Source organism: Oricola nitratireducens (assembly GCF_014904745.1).
Classification (GTDB): Bacteria; Pseudomonadota; Alphaproteobacteria; order Rhizobiales; family Rhizobiaceae; genus Oricola; species Oricola nitratireducens.
The window spans coordinates 85,072-109,770 of the sequence record NZ_JACZCS010000009.1 but is presented as its reverse complement, the minus strand read 5'-3'; the positions used below and the strand labels follow the sequence as shown (position 1 = coordinate 109,770).

General features: G+C 60.6%; 23 protein-coding genes and 1 pseudogene. 14 read left to right on the top strand and 10 right to left on the bottom strand.

Annotated features, from left to right (window positions below; all coding sequences use genetic code 11):
• Nucleotides 1-499: 499 nt before the first annotated feature.
• The 5 genes from IG169_RS06375 to IG169_RS06355 form a co-directional block, all read right to left on the bottom strand.
• The gene (locus IG169_RS06375) at nucleotides 500-733 is read right to left on the bottom strand and encodes a hypothetical protein (RefSeq protein WP_193175332.1); all 234 of its coding nucleotides are present in this window, start codon (nucleotides 731-733) and stop codon (nucleotides 500-502) included.
• A 78-nt stretch (nucleotides 734-811) separates the two neighbouring features.
• Nucleotides 812-2,209 (bottom strand): dihydrolipoyl dehydrogenase, encoded by a 1,398-nt coding sequence (lpdA, locus tag IG169_RS06370; RefSeq protein ID WP_193175331.1) that lies wholly within the window; start codon nucleotides 2,207-2,209, stop codon nucleotides 812-814.
• Between the two features lie 4 nt (nucleotides 2,210-2,213).
• Nucleotides 2,214-3,545 (bottom strand): dihydrolipoamide acetyltransferase family protein, encoded by a 1,332-nt coding sequence (locus IG169_RS06365; protein WP_193175330.1) that lies wholly within the window; start codon nucleotides 3,543-3,545, stop codon nucleotides 2,214-2,216.
• Nucleotides 3,546-3,553: 8 nt separating this feature from the next.
• The gene (locus IG169_RS06360) at nucleotides 3,554-4,567 is read right to left on the bottom strand and encodes an alpha-ketoacid dehydrogenase subunit beta (protein WP_193175329.1); all 1,014 of its coding nucleotides are present in this window, start codon (nucleotides 4,565-4,567) and stop codon (nucleotides 3,554-3,556) included.
• Between the two features lie 4 nt (nucleotides 4,568-4,571).
• Nucleotides 4,572-5,804: a thiamine pyrophosphate-dependent enzyme gene (locus IG169_RS06355; RefSeq protein ID WP_193175328.1), complete on the bottom strand. Its 1,233-nt coding sequence runs from the start codon at nucleotides 5,802-5,804 to the stop codon at nucleotides 4,572-4,574.
• 457 nt (nucleotides 5,805-6,261) lie between these two features.
• Here IG169_RS06355 and IG169_RS24325 point away from each other — a divergent pair, with 457 nt between their 5' ends.
• Nucleotides 6,262-6,798, top strand: a complete 537-nt coding sequence (locus IG169_RS24325) for a DUF1858 domain-containing protein (protein WP_343225601.1) — start codon at nucleotides 6,262-6,264, stop codon at nucleotides 6,796-6,798.
• 6 nt (nucleotides 6,799-6,804) lie between these two features.
• Here IG169_RS24325 and IG169_RS06345 read toward each other — a convergent pair whose 3' ends face one another.
• On the bottom strand, nucleotides 6,805-7,506 hold the full coding sequence (locus tag IG169_RS06345; protein WP_193175327.1) for a Crp/Fnr family transcriptional regulator: 702 nt from the start codon (nucleotides 7,504-7,506) through the stop codon (nucleotides 6,805-6,807).
• A 145-nt stretch (nucleotides 7,507-7,651) separates the two neighbouring features.
• Here IG169_RS06345 and IG169_RS06340 point away from each other — a divergent pair, with 145 nt between their 5' ends.
• The 9 genes from IG169_RS06340 (at nucleotide 7,652) to IG169_RS06300 (ending at nucleotide 17,345) form a co-directional block, all read left to right on the top strand.
• The gene (locus IG169_RS06340; RefSeq protein ID WP_193175326.1) at nucleotides 7,652-8,095 is read left to right on the top strand and encodes a pseudoazurin; all 444 of its coding nucleotides are present in this window, start codon (nucleotides 7,652-7,654) and stop codon (nucleotides 8,093-8,095) included.
• Between the two features lie 105 nt (nucleotides 8,096-8,200).
• The gene (locus IG169_RS06335) at nucleotides 8,201-8,530 is read left to right on the top strand and encodes a hypothetical protein (protein ID WP_193175325.1); all 330 of its coding nucleotides are present in this window, start codon (nucleotides 8,201-8,203) and stop codon (nucleotides 8,528-8,530) included.
• 256 nt (nucleotides 8,531-8,786) lie between these two features.
• Nucleotides 8,787-10,979: a NosR/NirI family protein gene (locus IG169_RS06330; protein ID WP_210325888.1), complete on the top strand. Its 2,193-nt coding sequence runs from the start codon at nucleotides 8,787-8,789 to the stop codon at nucleotides 10,977-10,979.
• A 16-nt stretch (nucleotides 10,980-10,995) separates the two neighbouring features.
• Entirely contained in the window at nucleotides 10,996-12,915 is a 1,920-nt protein-coding gene (gene nosZ, locus IG169_RS06325; protein ID WP_193175324.1) for a TAT-dependent nitrous-oxide reductase, read from the top strand.
• 13 nt (nucleotides 12,916-12,928) lie between these two features.
• Complete coding sequence (locus IG169_RS06320) at nucleotides 12,929-14,176, top strand: nitrous oxide reductase family maturation protein NosD (protein WP_343225600.1); 1,248 nt, start codon at nucleotides 12,929-12,931, stop codon at nucleotides 14,174-14,176.
• Nucleotides 14,173-15,063 (top strand): ABC transporter ATP-binding protein, encoded by an 891-nt coding sequence (locus IG169_RS06315; protein WP_210325887.1) that lies wholly within the window; start codon nucleotides 14,173-14,175, stop codon nucleotides 15,061-15,063. The genes IG169_RS06320 and IG169_RS06315 overlap by 4 nt, the downstream gene beginning before the upstream one ends.
• Nucleotides 15,060-15,893 carry an ABC transporter permease gene (locus tag IG169_RS06310; protein ID WP_193175321.1) on the top strand — a complete coding sequence of 278 codons (834 nt, stop codon included), beginning with the start codon at nucleotides 15,060-15,062 and terminating at the stop codon, nucleotides 15,891-15,893. Before IG169_RS06315 ends, IG169_RS06310 begins: the two co-directional genes overlap by 4 nt.
• Nucleotides 15,863-16,408: a nitrous oxide reductase accessory protein NosL gene (locus tag IG169_RS06305; RefSeq protein ID WP_210325886.1), complete on the top strand. Its 546-nt coding sequence runs from the start codon at nucleotides 15,863-15,865 to the stop codon at nucleotides 16,406-16,408. The genes IG169_RS06310 and IG169_RS06305 overlap by 31 nt, the downstream gene beginning before the upstream one ends.
• A 1-nt stretch (nucleotide 16,409) precedes the next feature.
• On the top strand, nucleotides 16,410-17,345 hold the full coding sequence (locus tag IG169_RS06300; protein WP_193175320.1) for an FAD:protein FMN transferase: 936 nt from the start codon (nucleotides 16,410-16,412) through the stop codon (nucleotides 17,343-17,345).
• 154 nt (nucleotides 17,346-17,499) lie between these two features.
• Here the strand turns inward: IG169_RS06300 and IG169_RS06295 are convergent, their stop codons facing one another.
• The 4 genes from IG169_RS06295 to nirK form a co-directional block, all read right to left on the bottom strand.
• On the bottom strand, nucleotides 17,500-18,720 hold the full coding sequence (locus IG169_RS06295) for an NnrS family protein (RefSeq protein ID WP_193175319.1): 1,221 nt from the start codon (nucleotides 18,718-18,720) through the stop codon (nucleotides 17,500-17,502).
• The gene (locus IG169_RS06290) at nucleotides 18,717-19,112 is read right to left on the bottom strand and encodes a hypothetical protein (protein ID WP_193175318.1); all 396 of its coding nucleotides are present in this window, start codon (nucleotides 19,110-19,112) and stop codon (nucleotides 18,717-18,719) included. Before IG169_RS06290 ends, IG169_RS06295 begins: the two co-directional genes overlap by 4 nt.
• Nucleotides 19,113-19,145: 33 nt before the next feature.
• Nucleotides 19,146-20,027 (bottom strand): SUMF1/EgtB/PvdO family nonheme iron enzyme, encoded by an 882-nt coding sequence (locus IG169_RS06285; RefSeq protein WP_193175317.1) that lies wholly within the window; start codon nucleotides 20,025-20,027, stop codon nucleotides 19,146-19,148.
• Between the two features lie 65 nt (nucleotides 20,028-20,092).
• Nucleotides 20,093-21,196 carry a copper-containing nitrite reductase gene (gene nirK, locus IG169_RS06280; protein WP_193175316.1) on the bottom strand — a complete coding sequence of 368 codons (1,104 nt, stop codon included), beginning with the start codon at nucleotides 21,194-21,196 and terminating at the stop codon, nucleotides 20,093-20,095.
• 599 nt (nucleotides 21,197-21,795) lie between these two features.
• Between nirK and IG169_RS24200 the strand changes: the two are divergent.
• The 4 genes and pseudogenes from IG169_RS24200 to IG169_RS06265 all read left to right on the top strand — a co-directional run.
• Nucleotides 21,796-21,960: pseudogene (locus IG169_RS24200) on the top strand (TetR/AcrR family transcriptional regulator); the annotation flags it as partial.
• A gap of 18 nt (nucleotides 21,961-21,978) precedes the next feature.
• A complete protein-coding gene (locus IG169_RS06275) occupies nucleotides 21,979-22,407 on the top strand; it encodes a TetR family transcriptional regulator C-terminal domain-containing protein (protein WP_246717185.1) in 429 nt (142 codons plus the stop codon).
• On the top strand, nucleotides 22,404-23,567 hold the full coding sequence (locus IG169_RS06270; RefSeq protein WP_246717176.1) for an efflux RND transporter periplasmic adaptor subunit: 1,164 nt from the start codon (nucleotides 22,404-22,406) through the stop codon (nucleotides 23,565-23,567). Before IG169_RS06275 ends, IG169_RS06270 begins: the two co-directional genes overlap by 4 nt.
• The gene (locus tag IG169_RS06265; protein WP_193175314.1) at nucleotides 23,564-24,697 is read left to right on the top strand and encodes an ABC transporter permease; all 1,134 of its coding nucleotides are present in this window, start codon (nucleotides 23,564-23,566) and stop codon (nucleotides 24,695-24,697) included. Before IG169_RS06270 ends, IG169_RS06265 begins: the two co-directional genes overlap by 4 nt.
• Nucleotides 24,698-24,699: the final 2 nt, after the last annotated feature.

Genomic DNA, 24,699 nt, shown 5'->3' with positions numbered 1-24,699 from the left:
TGGAGTGCCCCGAGGTCCGCGAGATAGGAGGCGAACGCCCTCAGGATATCCCGGGCTCTGGCCTCGGCCAGAAAGCCCGTGGGATCGTAATCTTCAAAGGGTCCGCGCATCCGCTCGGCTGCGAGCGAAACCGCGTTCTCGAAGGTTTCTTCGAACCAGGAGCCGCGTTCGCCGCGTGGCGGAATGCTGATTTCCAGTTCTTCGTGCATGGGCCTTCCTTGTCGTTTTCGTTAGCTGTTGCGGAATGGTTTCGACCTGACGGAGGAACGGTCGACCGGAAGCCGGATGCCGCCAATGCCGGATATCGTCGTGAATTCAGGATTGGCGGGAGAGTGCTCCTTGTCGCGGCACACGGGTGCGCCAGGAGAGGACGCGGGACCATTCGCAATAGTACATGCCGAATTCCGCCCAAGGGGAGGAGCTTGAATCGGCACAGCCGCTGGCCGCTACCACAATGAGTTCGTGAACGATCAGTCGGAGGCGATCGCCGCGCGTTGCGCTACAGGCCTCCGGCATAGATCCCCTCCGGCAGCAGCTGCTCGAGCAATCCCTCGGCACGCTTCACCAGGACCCGCTTGGCTTCCATCAGACTGGAATACTTGATCCGCAGGACGAGTTCGCGGACGCGGACGTAGCCAAGATACTGTCCCGGGTCGATCGCGACGATGGCGCATCGCGCGGCGTGCTCAGTTTCGCGGGGATGATCTTGGCGGGTGATGTCAGTCCAAGGCATCGTGCTCTCCATCGAATTTTCGCAAATCGGACGGAATTACAACCTCCTGATATCACCTAATTCTTTTAGGTCAGGCCCTCAATTGTGCAGTGCGTGGCCCAGTGCGCTGAGCGCGGCTTCCTGGAAGCCTTCGCCCTGCGTCGGGTGAGCGTGCATGGTGCCGGCGATATCTTCCAGCCGCGCGCCCATCTCGATTGCCAGCGAGAAAGCGGTCGACAGTTCCGAGACGCCGGAACCGACTGCCTGGATGCCGAGAACGAGATGGTTGTCCGTGCGCGCCACCACCCGGACGAAACCGCTTTCGCCGCCTAGCGTCATCGCGCGGCCGTTTGCGCTGAACGGGAACTGGCCAATCCTGACTTCGCGGCCTGCGGCACGAGCCTCGTCGGGCGAGAGCCCCACCGTGACCAGTTCCGGATCAGTGAAACACACGGCGGGAATGCACCGCTTGTCCCATATCCGATTATTGCCGGCAACGATTTCGGCGACCATCTCGCCCTGCGCCATCGCGCGGTGTGCCAGCATCGGCTCGCCGGTGACATCGCCTATGGCGTAGACCCCCCGCATCGCGGTGCGGCACTGTTCGTCGATGCGGATGAAGCGGCCGTCCATGTCGAGCACCAGTTCCTCGCGGCCCCAGCCTTCTGTGACCGGCTTGCGCCCGACCGTCACCAGCACCTTGTCTGTCTCGACACGCGCCTCCTTGCCGTCGCTGGTTTCGACGAGCAACGCGTCGCCGCTGGCAGCCAGTCCCTTTGCCTTGGCCGACAGCATCACATCGACGCCGAGATCCTTCAGTCGGCGAGCGACAGGCTTTGTCAGTTCGGCATCGTATTGGGGAAGAATGCGGTCGAGCACCTCCACAACCGTGACCTTCGCGCCGAGCTTGGCGAAAGCGGTGCCGAGTTCGAGCCCGATATAGCCGCCGCCGATGACGGCAAGCTTTTCCGGGACCATCGAGAATGAAAGGGCCTCGGTCGACGAAATGACGGATTTACCGAACGGAAGCCCCGGAATCTCCACGGGTGCCGATCCGGTGGCGATGACGACGTTCTCGGTGTGGATGATCTGGTCGCCTGTCTCTGTCTTCACCGCGATCGTCTTGCCGTCGCGAAATACCGCGCGCCCCGCGACGATCTTTACCCCGGCCTTTTTCAGCAGGCCGGCAACACCGTTGGTGAGCCGCCCGACGATGCCGTCCTTCCATGCGACCGATCCGGCGAGATCGACCTTCGGGTTCGAGACGGAAATGCCGAGATGCCCCCTGTCGGCAGCCATGGCGCTGGCGTAGGTGAATTCGTTCGCCACATGGATCAGCGCCTTGGAAGGTATGCAGCCGATATTGAGGCAAGTGCCGCCGGGCTTTGCCATTTCGACAATCACCGTGTCTACGCCAAGCTGCCCGGCGCGGATTGCGCAGACATAGCCGCCGGGCCCGGCACCAATAATAAGGAGCTTGCAGGAGATTTCCTTCATGGCTTCAATCCTCTACGAAGATCATTGCCGGGTTTTCAAGCAGCGTCTTCAGGCGCTGGACGAAGACTGCCGCATCCCATCCGTCGATAACGCGGTGATCAAACGAAGAGGAGAGGTTCATCATCTTTCGCGGCAGAAATTGCGTACCGTTCCAGACGGGCCGCACCATGATCTTGTTCACTCCGATGATCGCCACTTCCGGATGATTGATGACTGGGGTCGTGACGATGCCACCCATTGCCCCAAGCGATGTAATGGTGATGGTCGAACCTGACAGGTCCTCGCGCGTCGCGGTGCCGTCGCGGGCGGCCTCGGTGACGCGTGCAAGTTCGGTGGCGCATGACCATATATCTCGTGCCTCGGCATGGTGTACTACCGGCACCATCAGTCCAGGCGGTGTTTGCGTGGCGATGCCGATATGCACGCCGCCATGCTGATGGATGATGCCTGCCTCGTCGTCGTAAACGGCGTTGAATCCCGGTTGTTTGGCGATCGCATTGACAATAGCGCGCATCAGAAATGGCAGTAGGGTGAGCTTAGGGCGGTTGCCTGCTTTCGCCTGGTTGAGGGCGTTGCGCAAATCCTCCAGCGCCTCGATGTCGACTTCCTCGACATAGGTGATATGGGGAATGCGCGACTTGGCAAGCGCCATCTTCTCGGAGATGCGTCGGCGCAAACCGACAACCTTGATATCCGAGACGGACGTTTCGCGAGCCAGCATCGGGGCACTCGTGGACTGCCCGACCGACAGAAACGCGTTTAGATCCTCATGCGTGATGCGACCTGCCGGACCGGTGCCGGCAACCTGTTTGAGATCGATACCGGATTCGCGCGCCCGCAGTCGGATTGCGGGCGATGCAACCGGCTTTTCGCCAGCGGCGCGTGGCGCTCCGTTCGCGCTGGGGCGAGATGCCCCCTTCGAGCTTACGGGCGGCCGGAGAGCCGCTTCACCCTTCGCCGCCCCTTGCTCATCGTGTTTGGTGGCTGGTTCAGAGGAGCGTGTGTCTTCCGGTACCACTTTCACATTCCGGGCGGGGGCAGTGGGCGGGTTATTCCGTTGGGCCGCCTCGGCCGGCGCTTCCTGCACGTCGTCACTCGCCGTCTTCAGCCGGATCAGCGGCGATCCGACAGCGACGGTGTCGCCAATTTCGGCGCCGAGCCACGCCACTTCGCCATCGACGGGAGAGGGAATCTCGACGGTCGTCTTGTCGGTCATGACGGCGGCGAGCACCATGTCCTCGCGCACTTGATCGCCGACCTCGACATGCCACTCCACGAGTTCGGCCTCGGCGACACCTTCGCCCACATCGGGCAGCTTGATCGTGTGTTCGCCCATGGCGGGTACTACGCCTCCATCGTTTCGACAAGCGCCTGGCCTACGCGGGCGGCACCAGGGAAATAGTCCCATTCCTGCGCATGCGGGTAGGGCGTATCCCACCCGGCGACGCGGGCGATCGGCGCTTCGAGATGGTAGAAACAGTGTTCCTGGACCAGGGCGACAAGCTCCGCGCCGAAGCCCGATGTCAGCGTCGCCTCGTGCACGACAACGCAACGCCCGGTCTTCTTCACCGAGGTCGTGATGGTGTCCAGATCGAGCGGCAGTAGTGTGCGTAGATCGATCACTTCCGCGTCGATGCCGGTGTCCTTGGCCGCGGCCTCGGCGACATGAACCATGGTGCCGTAGCCGAGCACGGTGACGGCGGTGCCTTCTCGGCGCACGACGGCCTGGCCGAGCGGAATGGTGAAATGCCCCTCGGGAACATCACCCAGCGGATGCTTCGACCATGGTGTTACCGGCTGGTCGGGGTGTCCCTCGAAGGGACCGTTATAGAGCCGTTTCGGCTCCAGGAAGATTACTGGATCCGGATCCTCGATCGCCGCCATCAGGAGTCCCTTGGCGTCGTGCGGATTGGAGGGCACGACCACTTTCAGGCCCGATACATGCGTGAACAGCGCTTCCGGGCTCTGGCTGTGGGTCTGGCCGCCGAAGATGCCTCCGCCGGTCGGCATGCGCACGACGATCGGGCAGGTGAAGCCGCCGGCCGAGCGGTAGCGTAGCCTGGCTGCTTCCGACACGATCTGGTCGTAGGCGGGGTAGACATAGTCGGCGAATTGCACCTCGACGCAGGGGCGCAAACCATAGGCCGCCATGCCGATCGCCGTGCCGACGATGCCGAGTTCGGAGATCGGAGCGTCGAAGCAACGGCTATTGCCGTATTTCTGTTGCAATCCCTGTGTGACACGGAAGACACCGCCGAAGTATCCGACATCCTCGCCATAGACGATGACATTCTCGTCGCGCTCCATGGATATGTCGATGGCATTGCGGAGCGCCTCGATCATGGTCATGCGCGGCATGCGGCTAGACCCCCGCCTTCTGGCGTTGGCGCCTGAGATGCGGTGGCATCTCCGCATAGACGCCTTCGAACATGTCGCGCGTCGATGGCTTGCCGCCCGAATGGAGCGTGCCGTGCTTCTCGGCCTCCTTTTGCGCCTGTATCACGGTGTCGAGCACTTCGGCTTCCGCCTGCTTGTGGCGTTCCTTTGTCCATTTGCCGATCCTGATCAAATGGTTTTTCAGCCGTATTACCGGATCGCCCAATGGCCAGGCATCGGATTCGGTCTTGGGGCGATAAGCCGAAGGATCGTCGGAGGTCGAATGCGCGCCGACCCGATAGGTGACATATTCGACCAGCGTCGGACCGAAATTGGAACGCGCCCGCTGGGCCGCCCACTTGGCCACAGCATGAACGGCCAGATAGTCATTGCCGTCGACGCGCAGCGAGGGAATGCCGAAGCCGTGGCCGCGCGCCGCGAAGGTGCCCGAGCCGCCGCGCGCAATGCCTTGGAACGTCGAGATTGCCCATTGATTGTTGACGATGTTGAGGACGACCGGCGCGCGGTAGGTCGAGGCGAATACCAAGGCGGCATGGAAATCGCTTTCGGCTGTCGAGCCGTCGCCGATCCAGCCCGCCGCGATCCTGGTGTCTCTCTTGATGGCCGAGGCCATGGCCCAGCCGACTGCCTGCACAAATTGTGTGCCGAGATTACCGGAGACCGAGAAGAAGCCATGTTCCTTCGAGGAATACATGATTGGCAGTTGCCGGCCCTTGAGCGGGTCGGCTTCATTGGAATAGATCTGGTTCATCATTTCGACCATCGGATAACCGCCGGCAATCAGCAGGCCGGCCTGGCGATAGGTCGGGAAGTTCATGTCGCCGGGCTCCAACGCGCGGCGAAAGGCGCAACTCACAGCTTCCTCGCCCATATGCTGCATGTAAAACGAGGTCTTGCCCTGGCGCTGAGCCATCTGCATGCGTGCGTCGAAGGCCCGCAGCGTCATCATGTGGCGCAGGCCTTCGAGCAGTTCGTCCCCGGTCAGCGAACCCGCCCATGGGCCGACGGCTTCGCCATCGCGATTGAGCACGCGGATGATCGAGTAGGCGAGGTCGCGGATTTCCCGCGGGTCGATGTCGACCGCAGGTCGCTGCACCGAGCCGGCCTTGGGGATTGTTACCTTCGAGAAATCCGGCATGCCGCCCGGCCTGACCTCCGGTTCCGGCACGTGAAACGACAGTGGGCGACTGTTTTTCATCCTATCTCCTCAGGTTGAGGATCTCCTGGCAATCCATCGAGGTGACAAACAGTGCGGTTATCGATGTAGAAAACATCTCTCAACATCGCCGATTTCGAAAGCTTTAGCATAAAAAGCGGCAATTGATCGCCAAGTTCTTTTCAAAAGGCCTTTGGAATCAAACTCCTCATATTCGGTATATGCAAGGAAATTTGCCGCGGGCCGAGAGCTTCATGAAGTGCCCGAAGGCACCAATCCATGAGCTTCGCGAACATGTTCTCGACCCTATGGCGTTGCCTATATAGCGATGCGCAGTTGGTTGTAGGCAGCCGGCGCGCGGTGGGATGTGCGGCTCGCCGCAATATGGCGAGCGTCTCGGGATTGCGCCTGTAGCGTATCTGAGAGTTCAGTTACTTGCCGTCTTGGTCAATCCTTTCAGAGAACGCACCCGAACCCGCGTCATCCGGAACAGACGCGAATGCAGTTCTATGGGGACGTGCCAAGCAGTCCTGGACGAGATTCGAAATCAGGCCGCTACTGTTCTAGCGGCGGCTTCGCGCCCCAGGTCGGAAGTTCGCGTTCTAAATTAAATATCCCGAAAGCGGTCATTGGCTATGCCCAGTCGGAAGTCGAGGAAGGGCGGGAAGGGGACATTCGCTGCAGGCCGAACCAAGGCTGGCAATTTGCCAAGAAGCCGACTTTCGGATTGCAGCAGCCACAGCCCGATCTGTTATTTCTTTGTCCCCGCACAAAGTCTGCGACTCGCACTTCCTGCATGTTCAAACAGGAAGGCGAGGAGAACGTGATGAAAAGCAAGCAGACGATCGATCCCGACATGTTCATGGACGACATCATGCGGCAGTGGCCGGAGACCATCGGCGTGCTTATCCGGAATCGGATGCTGTGTGTCGGCTGTCCAATCGCCCTCTTTCATACCGTAACGGAAGCCTGTGAAGAGCATGGCGTAAACGAAGAGACCTTCGTACGGGAACTGGTGGCAGTCATTCCCGCCTGACAAGTGTCATTTCCGATGGTGGTTTTCCGCGATGAGTAGAAGCTTGTGCGGGTTTCTTACAATCACTTTCTGACGTCCGCCGCGCACGATACCCTCGTCTTCCCATGCGCTGAGAAGCCGGCTGACCGTGTGGAGCGTCGTTCCGGTCATTTCGGCAATGTCCTGGCGCGTTATCGGGAAGTCGATCTCGATGCCGTCCACCGTCTTCCTGCCAGCCTGCTTGACCAGTTTCAAAAGCGCGTTGGCGATGCGCTGCTCCACCTGTGCCGTCGACATCTCCATAACGCGTGCCTGTGTATCCTGCAGCCGGTTGCCGATCGTCTCGTAGGCGCTCGAACCGATCGAGGGGAAGCGGGATAGAAGTTCGGTCCATTCCCGATTCGGCCAGCAGAGCACTACGCAATCGATTGCCGCTATCGCACTGGCCGGAAACGTCTTTCGACCCATGGCGACCGCGATTCCGAACAATTCGCCCTCGTTGATGTATCGTGCGATGACTTGGTGTCCGTCCGGCGCGGTCCTGACAACCCGGATATGCCCCGAGAGCAGGAAATAGAATGAATGCGCCTCCTCTTCCTGTTCGAACACCGCCGCGTTCTTGGCGTATCGCGACGAACGCGCGTCTCTCAGGATGCGGTCAAGCGCCTCGCCATCGAGATCCTGAAACGGTGGCATTCCCGAAATCAACGATCTGTCGAGCATCGGCATGGGTTTCCTGCGCCTCGCGGGTCCATCATTTCATTCGGTGCTTTTTGTTTCCAGTTTGCGCCAGCACAAATAGCGCCAATCAGGTTTGAGGTAACCCCATGTCAACGACCTAGGCGGTGAAAACAAGCACTGAAAGGAAAGAACGATGAAACGGACGATCGCAATAGTTGCGTTGGGAGCTGCATTGGCGCTGGCCGGAAACGCGAACGCGGCGGAGCACGAGGTCCAGATGCTGAACAAGGGCGAGAAGGGGACGATGGTTTTCCAACCCGACTTCGTAAAGGCGGAGGTCGGCGACACGATCCGTTTCGTGCCCACCGACAAGGGTCACAACGTTGAATCCATCAAGGGGATGCTTCCGGATGGAGTGCAGCCGTTTAAGGGCAAGTTCGGCAAGGAAGTGGTCGTGACCGTCGACAAGGAAGGCGTTTACGGGGTGAAGTGTTCGCCGCACTACGCAATGGGCATGGTCGCTCTGATCGAGGTGGGTCAGCCGCCCAACGCCGAACAGGCGGCCGCCGTCAAGCATCCGGGCAAGGCCGGAAAAACCTTCGCCGAACTGTTCGGCCAGGTCGTCGTTTCCAACTAGGGGCATCACGGATGGCGGCGCGAGGCCACGGGCTGGAGGGCCGATTCCTCCGACTTTTTCTGATCTAGGCTGCATGTGCCTGGTCACGGCGATGGAGGCAATTCCATGCTCGAAAACTACATAAACTCCCTTCTCGGGACAGCTGGTCGGATCATCGCTGGGGCGGACGAAGTCGAGGCGGCGGCCATGCTGTTCGAGGCAGCGCTGGTGTTGGATCATGACTGGCATCCGTCGGCGATCCTGCGGTGCGTGCGCTCGCAATTGGTGGCCGACGGCCTTAGTCGCGGAACGGCGGAGGCAATGCTCCTCCAGGCAACCCGCAAACGCTTGGATTTACTCGACTTGACCTTCGCTCGGAGCCGTAAGGCGCGGCTTGGCCGACAGTCGTGCAGCCTTTGTCCGGGCGGTGCTGCACACCCGGGGAATTGGTCATGACAGTACGCAGAAAGGCCATCGTTGCGGGCTTGCTGATGTCACATCCAATCGGATCCGAGGCGCGCGCGAGGTGAGGGCCGAAGCCCGCGCGAAGTAGTGTCAATAGGGCAGGGTTCAAACCAAATGACCTTGGGCAGTCCATGTGCGGTTCAGTAAGGGATTGTGTAAGCTGGTTTGCTTCCTTTCGGGACTTGACTAAGGTCAAAGTCGGCCAAGTTTCGAATTGTGATGTCCTTGCGAATTTAGCAGAGAACCGATGAGCGTCATGTTTGTTTTCTCAACTGCAAGATGCAAGCGGTGGTTTGCAGAGTGCGTGCTGGCCTGCTTTGTTGTGGCTTTTGCCGCCATACCGGGACAGGCGGCGCAGATTTCGCGTTTCCTGCAGAACCTGTCGCCGGCCGAACTGACGGAGGGTGCTACCGGGTTCGGTGCCCTGCGTGACGACATTCCGGCCGTCCCCATACTCAAGGGTTCCGAGGTGGTCGGTTACGCGTTCCTGACATCCGATTTCGTGGGAACGACCGGTTATTCTGGCAAACCAATTCATATCGTCGCCGCTGTTTCCAACGATGCGGTGATCACTGGCGCCGTACTTGTGGAACATTCCGAGCCAATCGTTCTGGTCGGCATCCCGGAATCGAAGGTCCGCGCGCATATCGCCGGATATACCGGGCTAGACCTGCAGGCCGAACTGGCCGCTGGCGGCAGCGCGCATGATCTCGACATCATTTCGGGCGCGACCGTCACGGTCATGGTGATAGACGATTCGATCGTCCGCGCCGGCATCATCGTCTCACGCACTCTTGGCCTTGGGGGGCTGGCGCCTGAACAGAAGGCGGCCGGACTAAAGTACGAGATCGTGCAGGAAGCAGGCGAGGCGCGGGACTGGGAGGCGCTTGCCGGGGATGGTTCGATCCGGAGCCTCAGCCTCGACATTGGCCAGATCAATGCCGCGTTCGAAGCGACAGGCGACAAGAAAGCGATCGCGCGGCCAGAATCGGGCGACGCTTCAGATACGTTCATCGATATGCGGGCCGCCCTCGTCAGCATACCAACGGTCGGTCTCAGCCTGCTGGGTCCCAAGGAATACGCCAACCTCCAGAAATGGTTGCAGCCGGGCGAACACGCGATCCTGCTGATGGGACGCGGACGTTACTCCTTCAAGGGGTCGGGTTATGTTCGCGGCGGGATTTTCGACCGGATACACCTGATCCAGGGTGATGCGGCGGTGCGCTTCAGGGATCGCCTACATCGGCGCGTGGGTCATATCGCGGCCGCGGGCGCGCCCAGCTTCAGCGAAATCGACCTGTTCAAGATTCCGTCCGATGCGGGTTTCGATCCGACCGAGCCGTGGCGGCTGCAACTTCTGGTGCAGCGCCAGATTGGCGCAATCAAGAAATCGTTCCTGACCTTCGATCTCGGTTATCAACCGCCAAAGAAATACCTCCACAATGTCACCGCGCAGACACAGCCGGTTGTTCCCGTCACGGACAGTTCGAGGGAAAGTGCCGCGAAGGCGGCATTGTGGAAACGCATCTGGCGCGACAAGGCGCCGGAGATCGCGGTGCTTCTCGCAATGCTGGGTATACTGACCGCGGTATTCTTCTTCCAGATGTTTGTCACCAAGTCGGAACGGTTCGTATTCTGGTTCCGGATCGGCTTCCTGTTGATGACCCTGGTGTTCCTGGGATGGTATGCCAATGCGCAGCTCTCGGTGGTGAACCTGATGGCGCTCGGCAATTCGCTCGCGACCGGGTTCAGCTGGGATGCTTTCCTGATGGACCCGCTAACGTTCATCCTCTGGTTCTCGGTGGCGGCGGCGCTGCTGTTCTGGGGTCGCGGTGCCTATTGCGGCTGGTTGTGTCCGTTCGGTGCCTTGCAGGAACTGCTAAACCGCGTGGCGAAGCTCCTGCATATCCCGCAATTGACGCTGCCGTGGGGGCTGCATGAAAGGCTTTGGGCGGTCAAGTACATGATCTTCCTCGGCCTGTTCGCGCTTTCGCTCGTATCGCTTCCCCTGGCTGAACATTATGCGGAGATCGAGCCGTTCAAGACCGCGATCATCCTGAAGTTCGACCGCGCGTGGCCGTTTGTGGTTTTTGCCTTGGCGCTGCTCGGCGCAGGGTTGTTCATCGAGCGTTTCTACTGCCGCTATCTGTGCCCACTGGGCGCGGCGTTGGCGATACCGGGTCGCTTGCGGATGTTCGACTGGCTCAAACGCTATCCCGAATGCGGACGCCCCTGCCAGACCTGCGCAAACGAGTGCTTTGTTCAGGCAATCAATCCGATCGGTGAAATACAACCGAACGAATGCCTCAACTGCATGCACTGCCAGGTGCTCTACCAGAGCACCACCAGATGTCCCGTCGTTATGAAAAAAATGAAGAGACGCGAGGTGATCAAGAAGAGCAACGAACAGTACGAACGGGCTCTCGAAAAACGGCAATGAGCAAAGGAGAAATGCCATGTCGACGAACGAAAAACCATCTGGTCTAAACCGGCGCGAACTTATGAGCACACCGGCCAAGCTGGCCTTGCTAGCCGGAACAGGCGTGGCAATGGGCGGTGTGGGTGCGTTGTTGCAGCCGGTGTCGGCGCACGCGTCCGAGGGGCCGAGTCTCGCCCCCGGTGAACTGGACGACTATTACGGTTTCTGGTCATCGGGCCAAACCGGCGAACTGCGCATATTAGGTTTCCCGTCAATGCGTGAGCTGATGCGGGTACCGGTGTTCAACCGTTGCTCTGCAACCGGATGGGGCCTCACAAACGAAAGCCTGAAGGTTCTGACAGAGGGTCTGCTGCCTGAAACGAAGGAGTTTCTCGCCAAGCGCGGCAAGGTGACATACGACAATGGCGATCTGCACCACCCGCACATGTCATTTACCGACGGCACTTATGACGGGCGCTATCTGTTCATGAACGACAAGGCAAATACCCGCGTGGCGCGGGTGCGCTGCGACGTGATGAAGTGCGACAAGATCCTTGAGGTGCCGAATGCCCACGACATCCACGGCCTACGTCCACAGAAATATCCGCGCACCGGTTACGTATTTGCCAATAGCGAACATGAGGCGCCTCTGATCAATGACGGCAAGATCCTCGACGATCCGTCACAATATGTGAACGTCTTCACGGCGATCGACGGCGACGCGATGGAGGTTGCTTGGCAGGTGCTCGTATCGGGCAACCTCGACAATTGCGATGCCGACTACCAGGGTAAATACGCCTTTTCGACCAGCTATAATTCGGAAATGGGTATGAACCTGGCGGAAATGACGGCAAGCGAATTGGACCACGTCGTGGTTTTCAACATCAAGGCGATCGAAGCCGGCATCGCTGCGGGCGACTATCAGGACCTCAACGGTGTCAAGGTTCTCGACGGACGCAAGGAAGCCAAGTCGAAATATACCCGCTATGTTCCGATCCCGAACAGCCCGCATGGTATCAACACTGCGCCGGATGGCGTGCATGTCGTTGTCGCCGGCAAGCTGTCACCGACTTGTTCGCTGATCGACGTGCGCAAGCTCGACGCGCTGTTTGACGAGGATGCCGACCCGCGGTCCTGTATAGTCGCCGAGCCGGAGCTTGGTCTCGGACCGCTTCACACCGCCTTTGACGGCAAGGGCTTTGCTTATACGACGCTTTTCATCGACAGCCAGATTGTCAAATGGGACATGGCCAAGGCGGCGCGGGCCTACGCCGGAGAGGATATTGACCCGATCGTCTCCAAGGTGGATGTGCACTACCAGCCTGGCCACAACCACACGACCATGGGCGAGACCAAGGAAGCAGACGGCAAGTGGCTGATCTCGCTGAACAAGTTCTCGAAAGACCGATTTATCAATGTCGGCCCGCTGAAGCCGGAGAACGAACAGTTGATCGACATCTCGACCGACGATTTGAAGGTGGTGCATGACGGTCCGACATTTGCGGAACCACATGACGTGGTGTTGGTGCGCCGCGACATCGTCAACCCGCTTCAAATCTGGAGCCGCGATGACCCGATGTGGGAAGACGCGCGCAAGCAGGCCGAGGCAGATGGCGTCGTGCTGGAGGACGGTGCCGAAGAGCCGATCCGCGACGGTAATAAAGTACGCGTCTATATGTACTCGACGGCACCGATTTTCAGCTTGGAAAAGTTCACGGTGAGGCAGGGCGACGAGGTGACGGTCTATGTTACCAATATCGATGATGTCGATGATCTGACCCACGGGTTCACGATTAGCAATTACGGTGTCGCGATGGAGATTGGGCCGCAGGCCACCGCGTCGGTAACGTTCGTCGCGGACCGTCCCGGCGTTCACTGGTTCTACTGCCAATGGTTCTGCCACGCGCTGCACATGGAGATGCGCGGCCGTATGCTGGTCGAGCCTAGGGACGCTTGAGTTGATACGCTGCGTGACTCTGCTGCTGCTGGTCCTTTTTGCCGCTCCGGCCTGGAGCGCTGAAAGGCTGGTGCTGGCAAAGCCGGGCGCGCTTCCTGAAGCCGTGGCGGCGGCCGAGGCGGGGGATACCCTCCGTCTCGCTCCGGGCTTCCACGATGGGTCGGTCGTTATCGATCGGCCCCTCACGATTGAAGGCGAGAGTGGTGCCCGTGTCGATGGCGGCGGGCAGGGTTCGGTCTTTCTGGTCATAGCGCCGGACGTGACGATCCGCGGGCTGGAATTAACCGGTTCCGGTTCTTCTCACGAGAACATCGACAGTGGTGTCAGGCTTCTGAAAGGTGCTGACAGGGCCCGTATCGAGGACAACCGCCTGGAAGGCAACCTCTACGGTGTCGACATTCACGGCGCACACGACGCATTGGTCCGGGGCAACGTGATCCTGGGACGGCGCGATCAACGCATGAACAGCCGTGGCAACGGCGTTTATGTCTGGAACGCGCCGGGCTCGAAGGTAATCGGCAACGACATCCGCTGGGGGCGCGACGGGATATTCGCCAACACGTCGCTCGACAACGAGTTTACGGGCAACCGGTTTCGCGACCTGCGTTTCGCCGTCCACTACATGTACACGCATGACAGCGTTGTTGCCGACAATGTCAGCATCGGCAATCACCTCGGCTATGCGGTCATGTACTCACACAATGTGACCATCACCGGGAATGCATCACTCAACGACCGCGATCACGGGATCATGCTCAATTATGCCAATGACGGGTTGGTCGAGGGCAACCTCGTTCGTGGTGTTCAGGATCGCTGCCTGTTCGTTTACAACGCACACAAGAACACGATCAGGGACAATCGTTTCGAGGAGTGCGGGATCGGAATTCATTTCACCGCCGGGTCCGAACGCAATGAGATTCTTGGGAATGCATTCGTCCGCAACAGAACTCAGGTCAAATATGTCGGCAGCAAATGGGTCGAGTGGAGCGATTCGAAGGGCGGCAACTATTGGTCGGACAACGCCGCGTTCGATTTCGACGGCGACGGAATCGCGGATGCCCCCTACCGGCCCAACGACACCATGGATCATGTCTTGTGGACCCAGCCGGCTGCGAAACTGCTGCTTGGCGCACCGGCGGTGCAACTGGTTCGCTGGGCGCAGCGGGCCTTTCCGGCGCTCCTTCCTGGTGGCGTGATCGACAAGCATCCGCTGGCGGAGGCGCCGGATATCAGAATACGAGAATGGGAGCTCGGCGGATGAGCCTCGAGATCACCAACGTGACGCGCCGATACGGTGAGGTGACGGCCGTATCCGATATCAGCCTTTCCATGGCTCCGGGTGAACGGGTGGCGCTGCTCGGCCACAATGGCGCGGGCAAGACCACGTTGATGAAGATGATCCTGGGGCTGACGCATCTGGACGAGGGATCAATCAGTGTGTTCGGGGCGACCCCCGGCAGTCATGCCGCTCGCTCGGCATCTTCCTACCTCCCCGAGAACGTGGCGTTTCATCGGTCATTGACCGGCCGGGAGCAATTGCTGTTGCTGGCCCGCCTGCGCGGTGTCGGGCGCAGACCTGCGGACGAATTGTTGGAGCGCGTCGGACTTCACCGCGCCGCGGACCGGAGGATAGCGACCTATTCCAAGGGAATGCGCCAGCGCCTGGGTCTGGCCCAGGCACTACTTGGCAAACCGCGTGTGGCTGTTCTGGACGAACCAACCTCTGGGCTCGATCCCATTTCGCGCGGCGATTTCTACAATCTGGTCAATGAACTGTCGTCGAACGGAACAGCCGTACTGCTCTCCTCCCACGCCCTCACGGAACTCGAAGCGCGGACCGATCGGATCGCCATATTGCTAGAGGGCCGCTTGGTAGCTAACGCGCCGCTTGCCATGCTGCGTTCACAGGCCCGCCTGCCGATCCGGCTTCGCGTGGCCGCGCGGCCCGAAAAGTCGGACGAAGTGGCAGACCGGCTGGGCGCGGTGCGAACCAGCGGCCGATCAATTGAAATCTCCTGTCTGCAGGACGAAAAGCTCGGCCATCTGGGGCGCATCGCGGCACTGGAATCGCTGATCGAGGATGTCGAGGTCGCACCTCCAAGCCTGGAGGACCTCTACCGATACTACAGCGGCGGTGGTTCGATATGAGAGCGGTATTTGCCATTGCCGGTGCGGAGCTGAAGATCGCACTACGTAACTTTTGGGTCGCGCTCGCGGTCGGACTGACTGCCCTTTTCGCGGCGGTGCTGACATTCGCCGGTTCGGGTCCAACAGGCACGCTGGGTGTCGACCTGCTGACCGTTGCGGTTGCCAGCCTCACGACGCTGACCGTTTATCTGGCGCCACTTATCGCTCTGCTTCTTGCCTTCGATGCCATTGCGGGCGAAGCCGATCGCGGAACGCTCGCCCTGATGTTGAGCTATCCCGTCTCGCGTTTCGCCATTTTAGCCGGAAAACTTTCGGCCCATCTGAGCGTGCTTGCCTTTGCGCTGGCGATCGGTTTCAGCCTGGCCGGAATCATGGCCTGGGGGATCGACGGTAAGGCGGGGGGCGTGTCGGAAACAAGCCTGTACGCCCTGCTCCGGCTGTGGTGGACCGCAGTGTTGCTGGGTGCGGCATTTCTCGGTCTCGGCTACGCCATCTCCAGTCTGGCGCGGCAGCCCGGGGTCGCGGCGGGGCTGGCGATCGGGCTCTGGCTGGTGTTTGTCGTGCTCTACGATCTTGGCATGCTGGGCGCGCTCGTGGTCGACAATGGCGGATTCTTCACTCGGCAGGTCTTCCCCTGGATGCTGGTCGGCAATCCCGCAGATGCGTTCAGGGTAGTCAACATGCCGACGGGCGAGGCCGTCGCGTTGGCCTCGGGGGTGGGCGGCGCGTCCAAAGCAGTTTCACATGTTGTCGCCCTTGCGGCCCTGGTGACTTGGTCGTTTGGTGCATTGGGCCTCAGTTGGGCGGCTTTCAGGAGGATCGAGTCATGAGAATTCCCGTTGCGATCCTTCTTTTCGGATTTGCACTTTCCGGATGCCGTGACACAAACGGGACCGAAACGCCGGACCCGGTTAAGCTCAGCGAGGATGCGGTCGGCCATTACTGCCAGATGTACGTGCTCGACCATTCCGGGCCAAAGGCGCAGATACATCTCGCCGGCCAGCCGGCACCGCTTTGGTTTGCCCAGGTGCGTGATGCTGTCGCGTTTATCCGGGAGCCGGAAAAAACGGCAGAAATCACTGCGGTTTATGTCAACGACATGGCGCGCGCGGCCAGCTGGGAGGATCCCGGTATCGACAACTGGATAGTGGCGGGCAAGGCGACATACGTGGTCGGTTCCGACGCGACCGGTGGGATGGGTGCACCCGAAGTCGTGCCTTTCGGTACCGAGGATGCGGCGAAGGAGTTCGCAGCCAGGCATGGCGGCGATCTCATGCGGTTGAACGACATTCCAGACGACGCGGTGTTGGGTGCGGTCGACATGGAACACGAGGAGGGCAGTTAGGATGAGCACCAGTTTTAATCGACGCCGGTTTCTCCAGATTGCTGCCGCGGCGACGCTTATGCCCGAGACCGCCTTCGCTGCGGGCAAGGCCTTTCGCTGGCACGGGACATCACTCGGTGCGCGGTCTTCAATGTTTCTCGTCGGCGTTGACCAGATACGTGGGCGGGAGATCGCTGTGCGCGTGCAGGCGGAAATCGATCGGCTCGAATCGATCTTCAGCCTTTACCGGGCGGACTCCGCGGTTCGTACGCTCAACGAACGTGGCCGGCTGGAGCATCCGCCGAGCGAATTGCTCGAGGTTCTTTCGCTGTGCGGAGCGTTGGCGGCGATCACCGACGGCGCATTCGATCCGACCGTGCAGCCCGTATGGCGTCTATACTCCGAATGCATGCGGCGAGGCCGAGAGCCTTCGTTCGCCGAACTGGCGCAGGCATGCCGTTCCGTCGGGTGGAGCAATGTCGCCTACGGACCGGACGAGATCGGGTTCGAACAACCGGGCATGGCGATTACGCTCAACGGGATTGCCCAAGGCTATATCACGGATCGGATCGCCGAAATGTTGCGCGCGGAGGGCCTGAGCAATTTGTTGATCGACATGGGCGAGATTGCCGCCGCCGGAGAACATGGCGACGGTTCGCCATGGCAGGCCGGAATCGCCGACACCAAGGGCCGCATCGTCCGGCGGATTCAGCTCCGCAATCGGGCGCTCGCGACTTCCGCGCCGAGCGGGACCGTACTCGATCCAGCCGGACGGGTTGGTCACATTTTCGATCCAAGGACAGGCATCGTGGCCAAACGTTGGAACCTGATCTCTGTTTCCGCGCCTACGGCCGCCATCGCCGACGGTCTCTCCACGGGGTTTTGCGCGCTGTCTCGTCCGGAGATTGGGGCAGTGCTTGAATCCTATGTGCAAGCAAAGGTTGAGACGATAATCTGAAACAAGAGCGCGTGAGAGCGCCCGCTACCGGCGCTGTGCGAGCGCAAACTTCCGGCAGACCGGAACTCGTTGTCGGGGCGTTTCTCGGAAGGGCCATCTGGAGCCGGATCCACCGAGCCGCTAAAGCACGGGCCCTCCGGCGCAAGAGCCCAAGTCAGGCTGAAGCTCTGCGCTTGCACAGGATAGGGCCGTATCTGCCCGCGAACACGAGGAACGCCCCGCTCCACAGCACGCCACCTGTCATCAGCAGCGGCAGGTACTGGAACGGGAGAAGCGGTGCCGCTACCCGGAAAAGGGCACCCAACGTCACGAGGATGTAGATCGCCACCGTCCACCCGTCGGCTTCGATGGCCCGTCCGGTATGGCCGAGGCTCGCCCTGGTCATGACGGCCAGCGTCATGGTGCCGATCGCGCCCGTCGTCAGGGCGTGCAGGGCGGCTGTAGCCGGAAAGACCCCGGGAACGAGAATGCCCAGGCCCAGCAATGCGATCGCGACGGCGAGCCACAAGTAACCCGCGTGTAGGATCGCTACGATCGGTTCGCCGAGTGTCCGAAAACCTCTCCAGCGCAGCATGCGGCCCCCGAGAAGAGTTCCTGACAATGCAAGTAAGATCCCCGTGGCGGACCAGTCCGGCAGGAATGTCCACAGGACCATCGCCATCGCCGTGGTCGCGAGCGCCGCCTTGTCCGGCAGCCCGAATCTGGCAGGAAGCGAAGGGCTCCCCTGCCTCGCCAGCCAGTTGCGCGTGAAGCTTGGAACGATTCGCCCGCCGATTAGCGCGATCAGCATTGCGACCGTACCGAGACCGAGCCGAATGCCGATCCCGTCGAGACCGAAACCGACGTTTTCGAGGTGATGCAGGGCGTTGGCAGTCGTGAAGAGCGTGAGCATTCCGGCGACAGGCGCGTTCTTCCAGTTCCGGCCTGCGATCACCTCGCGCCAAACGGCAGCAGTCAGGGCGACAGGAAAGGCCAAGTCTATCGCCATGACTATCGGCGACGGCTCCGCGCTGTCGCAGGCGATGCGCCCGGCGAGCCACAGGCCGATGAGCACTGCCAGCGGCCACCCGCTCAACGGCAGCCGACCCGTCCAATTCGGGACCGCAGTCAGAATGAAGCCGGCGATGACGGCGCCCAGATAACCAAAGATCATTTCGTGCGCGTGCCAAGAGACCGGAACGGTGTGGAACAGCACAAGCCAGGCGGGAATCATCACGCCGGCCTGAAGCGCGGCCGCGAGGAAGAAGGGCCGGAATCCGTATTGCAGGATCGGAGGCATGGCGGATATTAGCCCCCGCCCGTCACGGCCTGTCGCTGCGGCGGCTCGCTGGCGGCGCAATACTGAGCGGTCGGGATGGTGTTCGGTACTGGTCATTGGACGCTGCCTTCGTGCCGAGCGCGGCCGCTGAAGGTCAGCAGACGGCTGAACGAGGCTCCGCGACTGGCATATTCCGCGACATCCTCGAACAGACATGCAATTTCCTCGAAAGAGGAGAGGTCGCGTTCGTCCGCCGTGAGTTCGTCGATCTCGGTGAGCAGCACCATGACGATTGCGATCGCGTCGCGCATCTTGCGCGCATCCTCAAGTGCGCCTAATCGGCGGATTTCGTCGACTTTCTCGAAGATGCGTCCGGCCTCGTCCTCGCAACGGCAGTCAAGGCCCGCGTCGGCCAATCCCTGGCGCAGTTTCTCGACGAGCGAGAACTCGCCGTTGTAGAAGTCTTCATCTCGCTGATGAGTGATTCTTCGATCCCTTGCACGCATCATTCTCGCTCCTTGCGATTGTCTTTAGGGCTTCTGTCACCGGGAAAGGACGTTCGCGATCGTCCGTCCGAGCCGGGCCAGGCGGGGAAAGCGCTGGTCGTCTCGCACCAGTCGGAAGCCAAGATGGTCAGGAGGAGTGCCGACGGCGCAGCCGCCACTCATCCCCTCCCGAATCAAGTTGGTCATGTAGGCCCGGTGCAATCCCTCGGCGATGCGGATACCGCAATTCTTGTAAGGGTTGCCGACGACGTTGCCGTCCTGATCCTGCTCGGTTCGCGTATAGCAGGCAGAGGTCCATTCCCAGACATTGCCGCCGAGGTCGTAGACCCCATTGCTGTTCGACCCGAAATAGCCTGCCGGATGGAGAACGGGATCTGGCTTGCGAGCAAGCAGCACCTGCTCCCGGTAACGTCGAATCCATGCGATTGCAGGATTGGAAGGTTCGTCGGCCCGGCTGAAAACCTCTCCGGCGAAGCGCTCCGCGGCGACGTAGGCCCATTCCTCGGCCGTCGGGAGCCGCCACCGCTCGCCTGTCCGGTCCGAATACCAGTCGGCATAGGCGCGGGCATCGAGGAAGTTCACCCCGATCACAGGCGCATTCGTATCAGTCGATCGCCTGTCGGGAAGTTCGCATCGTTTCGCTTCGACGCAGCCGAAATACTCGCCGAGGGTGACTTGGTACTTCATGATCTCGATCGGTCGATCGAGCATGACGGCCCTGTCTCCGGGATCAAACTCGACCCCTCTCGCGATGAATTCTCCCGTCGGTTCGAAGTCAAATTCGGCCGGAGCTACGATCACGGTCGCGGTCGAAGGCTGAGAAACCGGAGTCTGCCACCATGCAAGCCCGGCTACGGCCGTGGCAATGCCAACCGAGGTCGCGGCGGCCGCTTCGATCCATGGATGGCTGAATGACATCTCGTCCTCTTGAGAGACTGTCGGGCCGGCACAGGATGCCGGGCCGCTGCCGAATAAGGTGGCGATCAGTTCGTCGGGATTGGCCCAGGAGCCTCAACCTGCTTCATCAGGTCGTCGTTCCAGTCACCCTCGACCACGAAGTGCGCGGTCGCGCCGAGTTCCACTGCCTCGATGAGGTTGTGGTTGACGTAGGCGTAGATGCCGGGCTGAAGGAAGGTGTAGGTAGCCGCGCCGGCAGACCCGCCGCGGATGAACCAGGTTTCCAGGTTCTTCGCGGGCGGATTGGCGAACTTGCCTTCTTCCCATACATGGTCACCATGGCCGCCGATCAGGTGGGGACGAGTGTCGCGGTTCGCCTGTGAGTGAACGATCAAGACCGTCTCGCCGACTTTCGCCTTCATGGCGTTGTCGCCGGTGAGGGCATCCCTGGCACCATTGAACACGACATGGGTCGGCACGAGGCCGCGCATGACCTCGACGGTGTCGGCATAGGAATCGCCGGGCGACTCGTAGGTCTTGAAATTACCGTCCTCATCGCGCGGGATGTAGAAATCGTTCTCGCCGATATAGAAGATCTTGTCGTAGCGAACAGGTTCGCCCTTCTCGTTCTTAAGGCCGTCGCGCGGCAGCACCATGATCGCGCCGCTCATGCCGGAAACCACGTGCCACGGAATCATCGCGCCGCCAGGCGCGCAGTGGTAAACAAAGGTGCCCGAGCGTGTCGCCTTGAAGCGCAGCTTGGTCTGTTCGCCCGGATTGATGAGCGTCAGGGCGCCGCCCCCGAGGCCGCCGGTCGCTGCGTGGAAATCGATATTGTGTGGCATCGAATTGCTGGCCGGATTGACCAGCGTAAGTTCGACATAGTCACCTTCATGAACGACCATAAGCGGGCCGGGGATAGAGCCATTGAACGTCATGCCCTGCAGGGTGGTGCCTTCGTCGTCGATAACGACAGGCTTTTCCTCGATCGTCATTATGAATTCGACGACTTTCGGGCCGCCCTTGGCAACCTGATCGTGTGCATGCACATAAGGCGGCGCGACCAGCGTCACCTTCTCGTGCGGAAGAGAGGCGATGTCCGTCGTTTCGGCTGCTGCCACTGCGGGGGGCATTGCGGCGACGACTGCGGCAACGCCGGCGGTCATCATGGCTTGTCTTCTCGTCAACATCTCCGTTCTCCTTGTCATCCCTGGTTTGGATGGCGAGGTTTTATGAGACGGTTCACTTGCCTTCTTTGTGTTTGCGCAAACTGCTGGCGAGAAGGGTTCGTTCATGACATGGGCAAGGGCGCTTCATGTCGTCAGCGAAGTGGCTAACGCCCGCGGATAGTCCGCTCCGGATAATCAAAGGAAATTGATCACGCACGGCGAGAATATGATTGAAGATGAGCGCTTGGCGTCGACCGAGAGGCAGTCGCGCATTCAAACATGGAAGGAAGCGTTGCTACCTACTCATTCACCCAGGGCGAGGAAAGAAGAACGCGTGCTGAGGCAATCGCGGCAATGGAAATTCCGGCGGAACTCGAGAACATCATGCAGGACGAACGCGATCCGCCGTAATCTGACGAATTCGCTTGCCTGTACGAATCCGCAGCGGATTTCGCGATCCGCGGCGTCCGAATCCCGTCGAAGGTCGCGAACATGTCCGCGTGCGGGCACACCTAACTCCTTGTTGAATACGCGATGCCGCTGCTTCCATTCGGACATCTATTGACAACACGACTCTACCTTATTAGTTAGTGATCAATAACTAACTAAACGGGCTTGATATGGTGCGAAAATCCGCCGACGAACGCAAATCCGAGATCGTGATGGCCGTGCTACGCCTTGCCGATGAACTTGGGCCCGACCGGTTGACGACGCAATCGATTGCTGACGAGGTCGGTCTGACCCAACCGGGAATCTTTCGCCATTTCGCGACGAAACAAGCGCTTTGGCAGGCAGTCGCCGAATTGATCGCGGACAAGATGAGCGCAGCCTGGCAGGATGCGCTGTCCAGCGGGGATGACCCGCGGGAGCGGATCAAAAGCCTGATACTGGCGCAGCTCAAGCAGATCGAAACTTATCCGGCGATCCCCGCAATCCTGTTCTCGCGCGAACTGCAGGCGGACAACGAACCGCTGCGGAAGGCATTGCTTGGCGTGCTGGCACGGTTTCACGCGACCATCACGTCCGAACTCGCCGACGCGAGAAAAGACGGAATTTTCCGCCGAGACCTCGATCCGAAAGACGGAGCGATCCTGCTGATCTCCCTGGTCCAGGGGTTGGCGATGCGATGGTCGCTCGGGGCGCGCACGTTTTCGATGGAAGCCGAGGGGAGGCGCCTTCTCGACGCGCAGATCAAGCTATTCCAGTCCGGCCCTGCGGGAGCGACATCATGATGCGCCGAAGAACCCGGATCCTGCTCGGATTGGCCATCGCATTGGCCGTAATCGGCGGCGGTTACTTATTTGCCAATGAGCGCCCCCTGCTCGTTCCGGTCGTGACACCCGAGGAAGACGTCGCGGTTCGCGTCTACGGGCTTGGCACCGTCGAAGCGAGGATCGTTTCAAAAGTAGGATTCGAGGTAGGCGCGGCGCTGACCGAATTGGCGGCAGACAACGGTGACACCGTCCGCAAAGGCCGGATTCTGGCCCGATTGGACTCTGCGGAACAGGAGGCCAAGGTATTGCGCGCCAAGGCTGATTTGGCGGCGGCGGAGGCCGGGGTTGGCAAGTCCGAAGCGGTCATCGTGCGAACGAAGGCGGTTCTTGCTCAGCGCGAGGCAGCCAATGCGCGTCAACAGGAATTGGTGGGCCGCAGTGCGATCTCGACGCAAACGGCCGAAGAAGCGCAACGGGATGTGAACATCGCCGCGGCCGATCTCGCTGTTGCGCAAAGCGAACTGGACGTGGGGAAGGCCCGGGTCGCAGATGCGCGTGCGGCGCTTGCCTTTGAAACGGTGCAACTGGAACACCACGTCCTCAAGGCGCCTTTCGACGCCGTGGTCGTCGAGCGCCATTCCGAGGCGGGCACCGTCGTGCATGCCGGTGATACGATTTTCACCCTGATGGATCCCCGGACCGTATGGACCCTGGCGTATATCGACGAGGAGCGAGCGGGCAGTCTCGCAATAGGCCAAATCGCGGAGATCCGTCTTAGGTCATTGCCGCATGAGGTTTTCTCCGGATCGGTTTCGCGGATCGGCATCGAAAGTGACCGCGTGAACGAGGAGCGGCGTGTATGGATTACATGCGACGTTTGTCCGCCAACGGCGTTTCTCGGCGAGCAGGCCGAAGTATGGATTACGGTTGCCGAACTCCCCAACGCCCTTCTGGTGCCTGAAACCGCGATAGAAGGTTTCAATGGGCATCAAGGCCTCGTCTGGGCGGTGCGCGGCGGCAAGCTCAGCAAAGTCCCGCTGCTATTCGGCCACAGGACGGAGGATGCCCGCGCGGAAGTAGAAAGCGGCCTTGCGAACGGCGCGGAAATCGTGTCAGCGCCGGTGAAGGGATTGACCGAGGGGCGTCTCGCGCGCGCAACGGGCGGGAGCGAGCAATGAATCTTGCTTACCGAGACGTGCGGCACAACCTTTTTCGCTTCGTTTTGACATGCCTTGGGCTTGGCCTGTTGATGTCTGTCGTTCTGGCGATGATCGGCATCTACAACGGGCTCGTCGCGGATGCGCTCAATTTGGTGAAGGCGCCGCAAGCGGACCTGTGGGTCGTCGAATCCGGCACCAAGGGACCATTCGCCGAAGCCTCCAGGATCCCGGAGGACACGAGGGAAGCCGTGGAAAGGCTGCATGGTGTCTCCGAAGCCGGAAACATAACCTATCAGACTGTCGAAGCCCCCTTTGCAGGGAAGACATTGCGCCTTTACGTCATCGGCTATGAGCGGGATCGTCCCGGTGGTCCCGGCGACGTCGTCGAAGGCCGCAAAATCGTGCAAAGCCATTTCGAACTAGTCGCCGACCGCGATACCGGTTTGATCCCGGGGGATACCATCCGGCTCGGACGCAACCGGTTCAAGGTCGTCGGGCTGGTTGAAGACACAATGAATTCCGGCGGTGATCCGGTGGTCTTTGTCACACTGGCCGATGCCCAGACGCTCCAATCCCAATTGGCTCCGCCAGCGGCGCGAGTCCAAGCAGCACGCGGCGCCAGCGCGGAAATCGCGAAGACCGTCGCGGCCGTAGTCGCACGCCTTGATGCGAATGCCGACATAGACGCCGTGGCGCGTACCGTGCGCCAATGGAAACATTTGTCAGCCATGACGCAAGCGGACCAGGAACAATTGTTGATTAAGTCCGTTGTGGACAGGGCGAGGCGTCAGATAGGCCTGTTTCTGGGAATTCTCCTGACGGTCTCCGCCGTCGTCATCGCGCTGATCATCTACACGATGACGATGGAAAAGCTCAAGCAAATCGCCACACTGAAACTGATCGGCGCACCGGATCGTACGATCGTCGGCTTGATCGTTCAGCAGGCGATTGCCCTTGGCATGGTCGGGTGGGCGTTCGGCCTTGTCCTGATCACGCTGACTAAGGACGGCTTTCCCCGCCGCGTCCTTCTTGAACCATACAACGCTGCGGTTCTGGCCGGCATCATCCTGGTTGTTTGTATCGCGGCGAGCGGTCTCGGCGTGCGGGCGGCACTGAAAGTTGATCCGGCGACGGCAATCGGGGGATAGGA

Excerpts from the sequence above, each read along its gene's own strand:
- IG169_RS06345 (WP_193175327.1), bottom strand. The coding sequence starts at position 7,506 with ATGCCGATGCTCGACAGATCGTTGATTTCGGGAATGCCACCGTTTCAG.
- IG169_RS06330 (WP_210325888.1), top strand. The coding sequence starts at position 8,787 with ATGAGCGTCATGTTTGTTTTCTCAACTGCAAGATGCAAGCGGTGGTTT.
- lpdA (WP_193175331.1), bottom strand. The coding sequence starts at position 2,209 with ATGAAGGAAATCTCCTGCAAGCTCCTTATTATTGGTGCCGGGCCCGGC.
- IG169_RS06365 (WP_193175330.1), bottom strand. The coding sequence starts at position 3,545 with ATGGGCGAACACACGATCAAGCTGCCCGATGTGGGCGAAGGTGTCGCC.
- nirK (WP_193175316.1), bottom strand. The coding sequence starts at position 21,196 with ATGTTGACGAGAAGACAAGCCATGATGACCGCCGGCGTTGCCGCAGTC.
- IG169_RS06335 (WP_193175325.1), top strand. The coding sequence starts at position 8,201 with ATGCTCGAAAACTACATAAACTCCCTTCTCGGGACAGCTGGTCGGATC.
- IG169_RS06270 (WP_246717176.1), top strand. The coding sequence starts at position 22,404 with ATGATGCGCCGAAGAACCCGGATCCTGCTCGGATTGGCCATCGCATTG.
- IG169_RS06355 (WP_193175328.1), bottom strand. The coding sequence starts at position 5,804 with ATGAAAAACAGTCGCCCACTGTCGTTTCACGTGCCGGAACCGGAGGTC.
- IG169_RS06310 (WP_193175321.1), top strand. The coding sequence starts at position 15,060 with ATGAGAGCGGTATTTGCCATTGCCGGTGCGGAGCTGAAGATCGCACTA.
- IG169_RS06290 (WP_193175318.1), bottom strand. The coding sequence starts at position 19,112 with ATGATGCGTGCAAGGGATCGAAGAATCACTCATCAGCGAGATGAAGAC.
- IG169_RS06295 (WP_193175319.1), bottom strand. The coding sequence starts at position 18,720 with ATGACCAGTACCGAACACCATCCCGACCGCTCAGTATTGCGCCGCCAG.
- IG169_RS06300 (WP_193175320.1), top strand. The coding sequence starts at position 16,410 with ATGAGCACCAGTTTTAATCGACGCCGGTTTCTCCAGATTGCTGCCGCG.
- nosZ (WP_193175324.1), top strand. The coding sequence starts at position 10,996 with ATGTCGACGAACGAAAAACCATCTGGTCTAAACCGGCGCGAACTTATG.
- IG169_RS06375 (WP_193175332.1), bottom strand. The coding sequence starts at position 733 with ATGCCTTGGACTGACATCACCCGCCAAGATCATCCCCGCGAAACTGAG.
- IG169_RS24325 (WP_343225601.1), top strand. The coding sequence starts at position 6,262 with ATGCAGTTCTATGGGGACGTGCCAAGCAGTCCTGGACGAGATTCGAAA.
- IG169_RS06340 (WP_193175326.1), top strand. The coding sequence starts at position 7,652 with ATGAAACGGACGATCGCAATAGTTGCGTTGGGAGCTGCATTGGCGCTG.
- IG169_RS06315 (WP_210325887.1), top strand. The coding sequence starts at position 14,173 with ATGAGCCTCGAGATCACCAACGTGACGCGCCGATACGGTGAGGTGACG.
- IG169_RS06360 (WP_193175329.1), bottom strand. The coding sequence starts at position 4,567 with ATGCCGCGCATGACCATGATCGAGGCGCTCCGCAATGCCATCGACATA.
- IG169_RS06265 (WP_193175314.1), top strand. The coding sequence starts at position 23,564 with ATGAATCTTGCTTACCGAGACGTGCGGCACAACCTTTTTCGCTTCGTT.
- IG169_RS06285 (WP_193175317.1), bottom strand. The coding sequence starts at position 20,027 with ATGTCATTCAGCCATCCATGGATCGAAGCGGCCGCCGCGACCTCGGTT.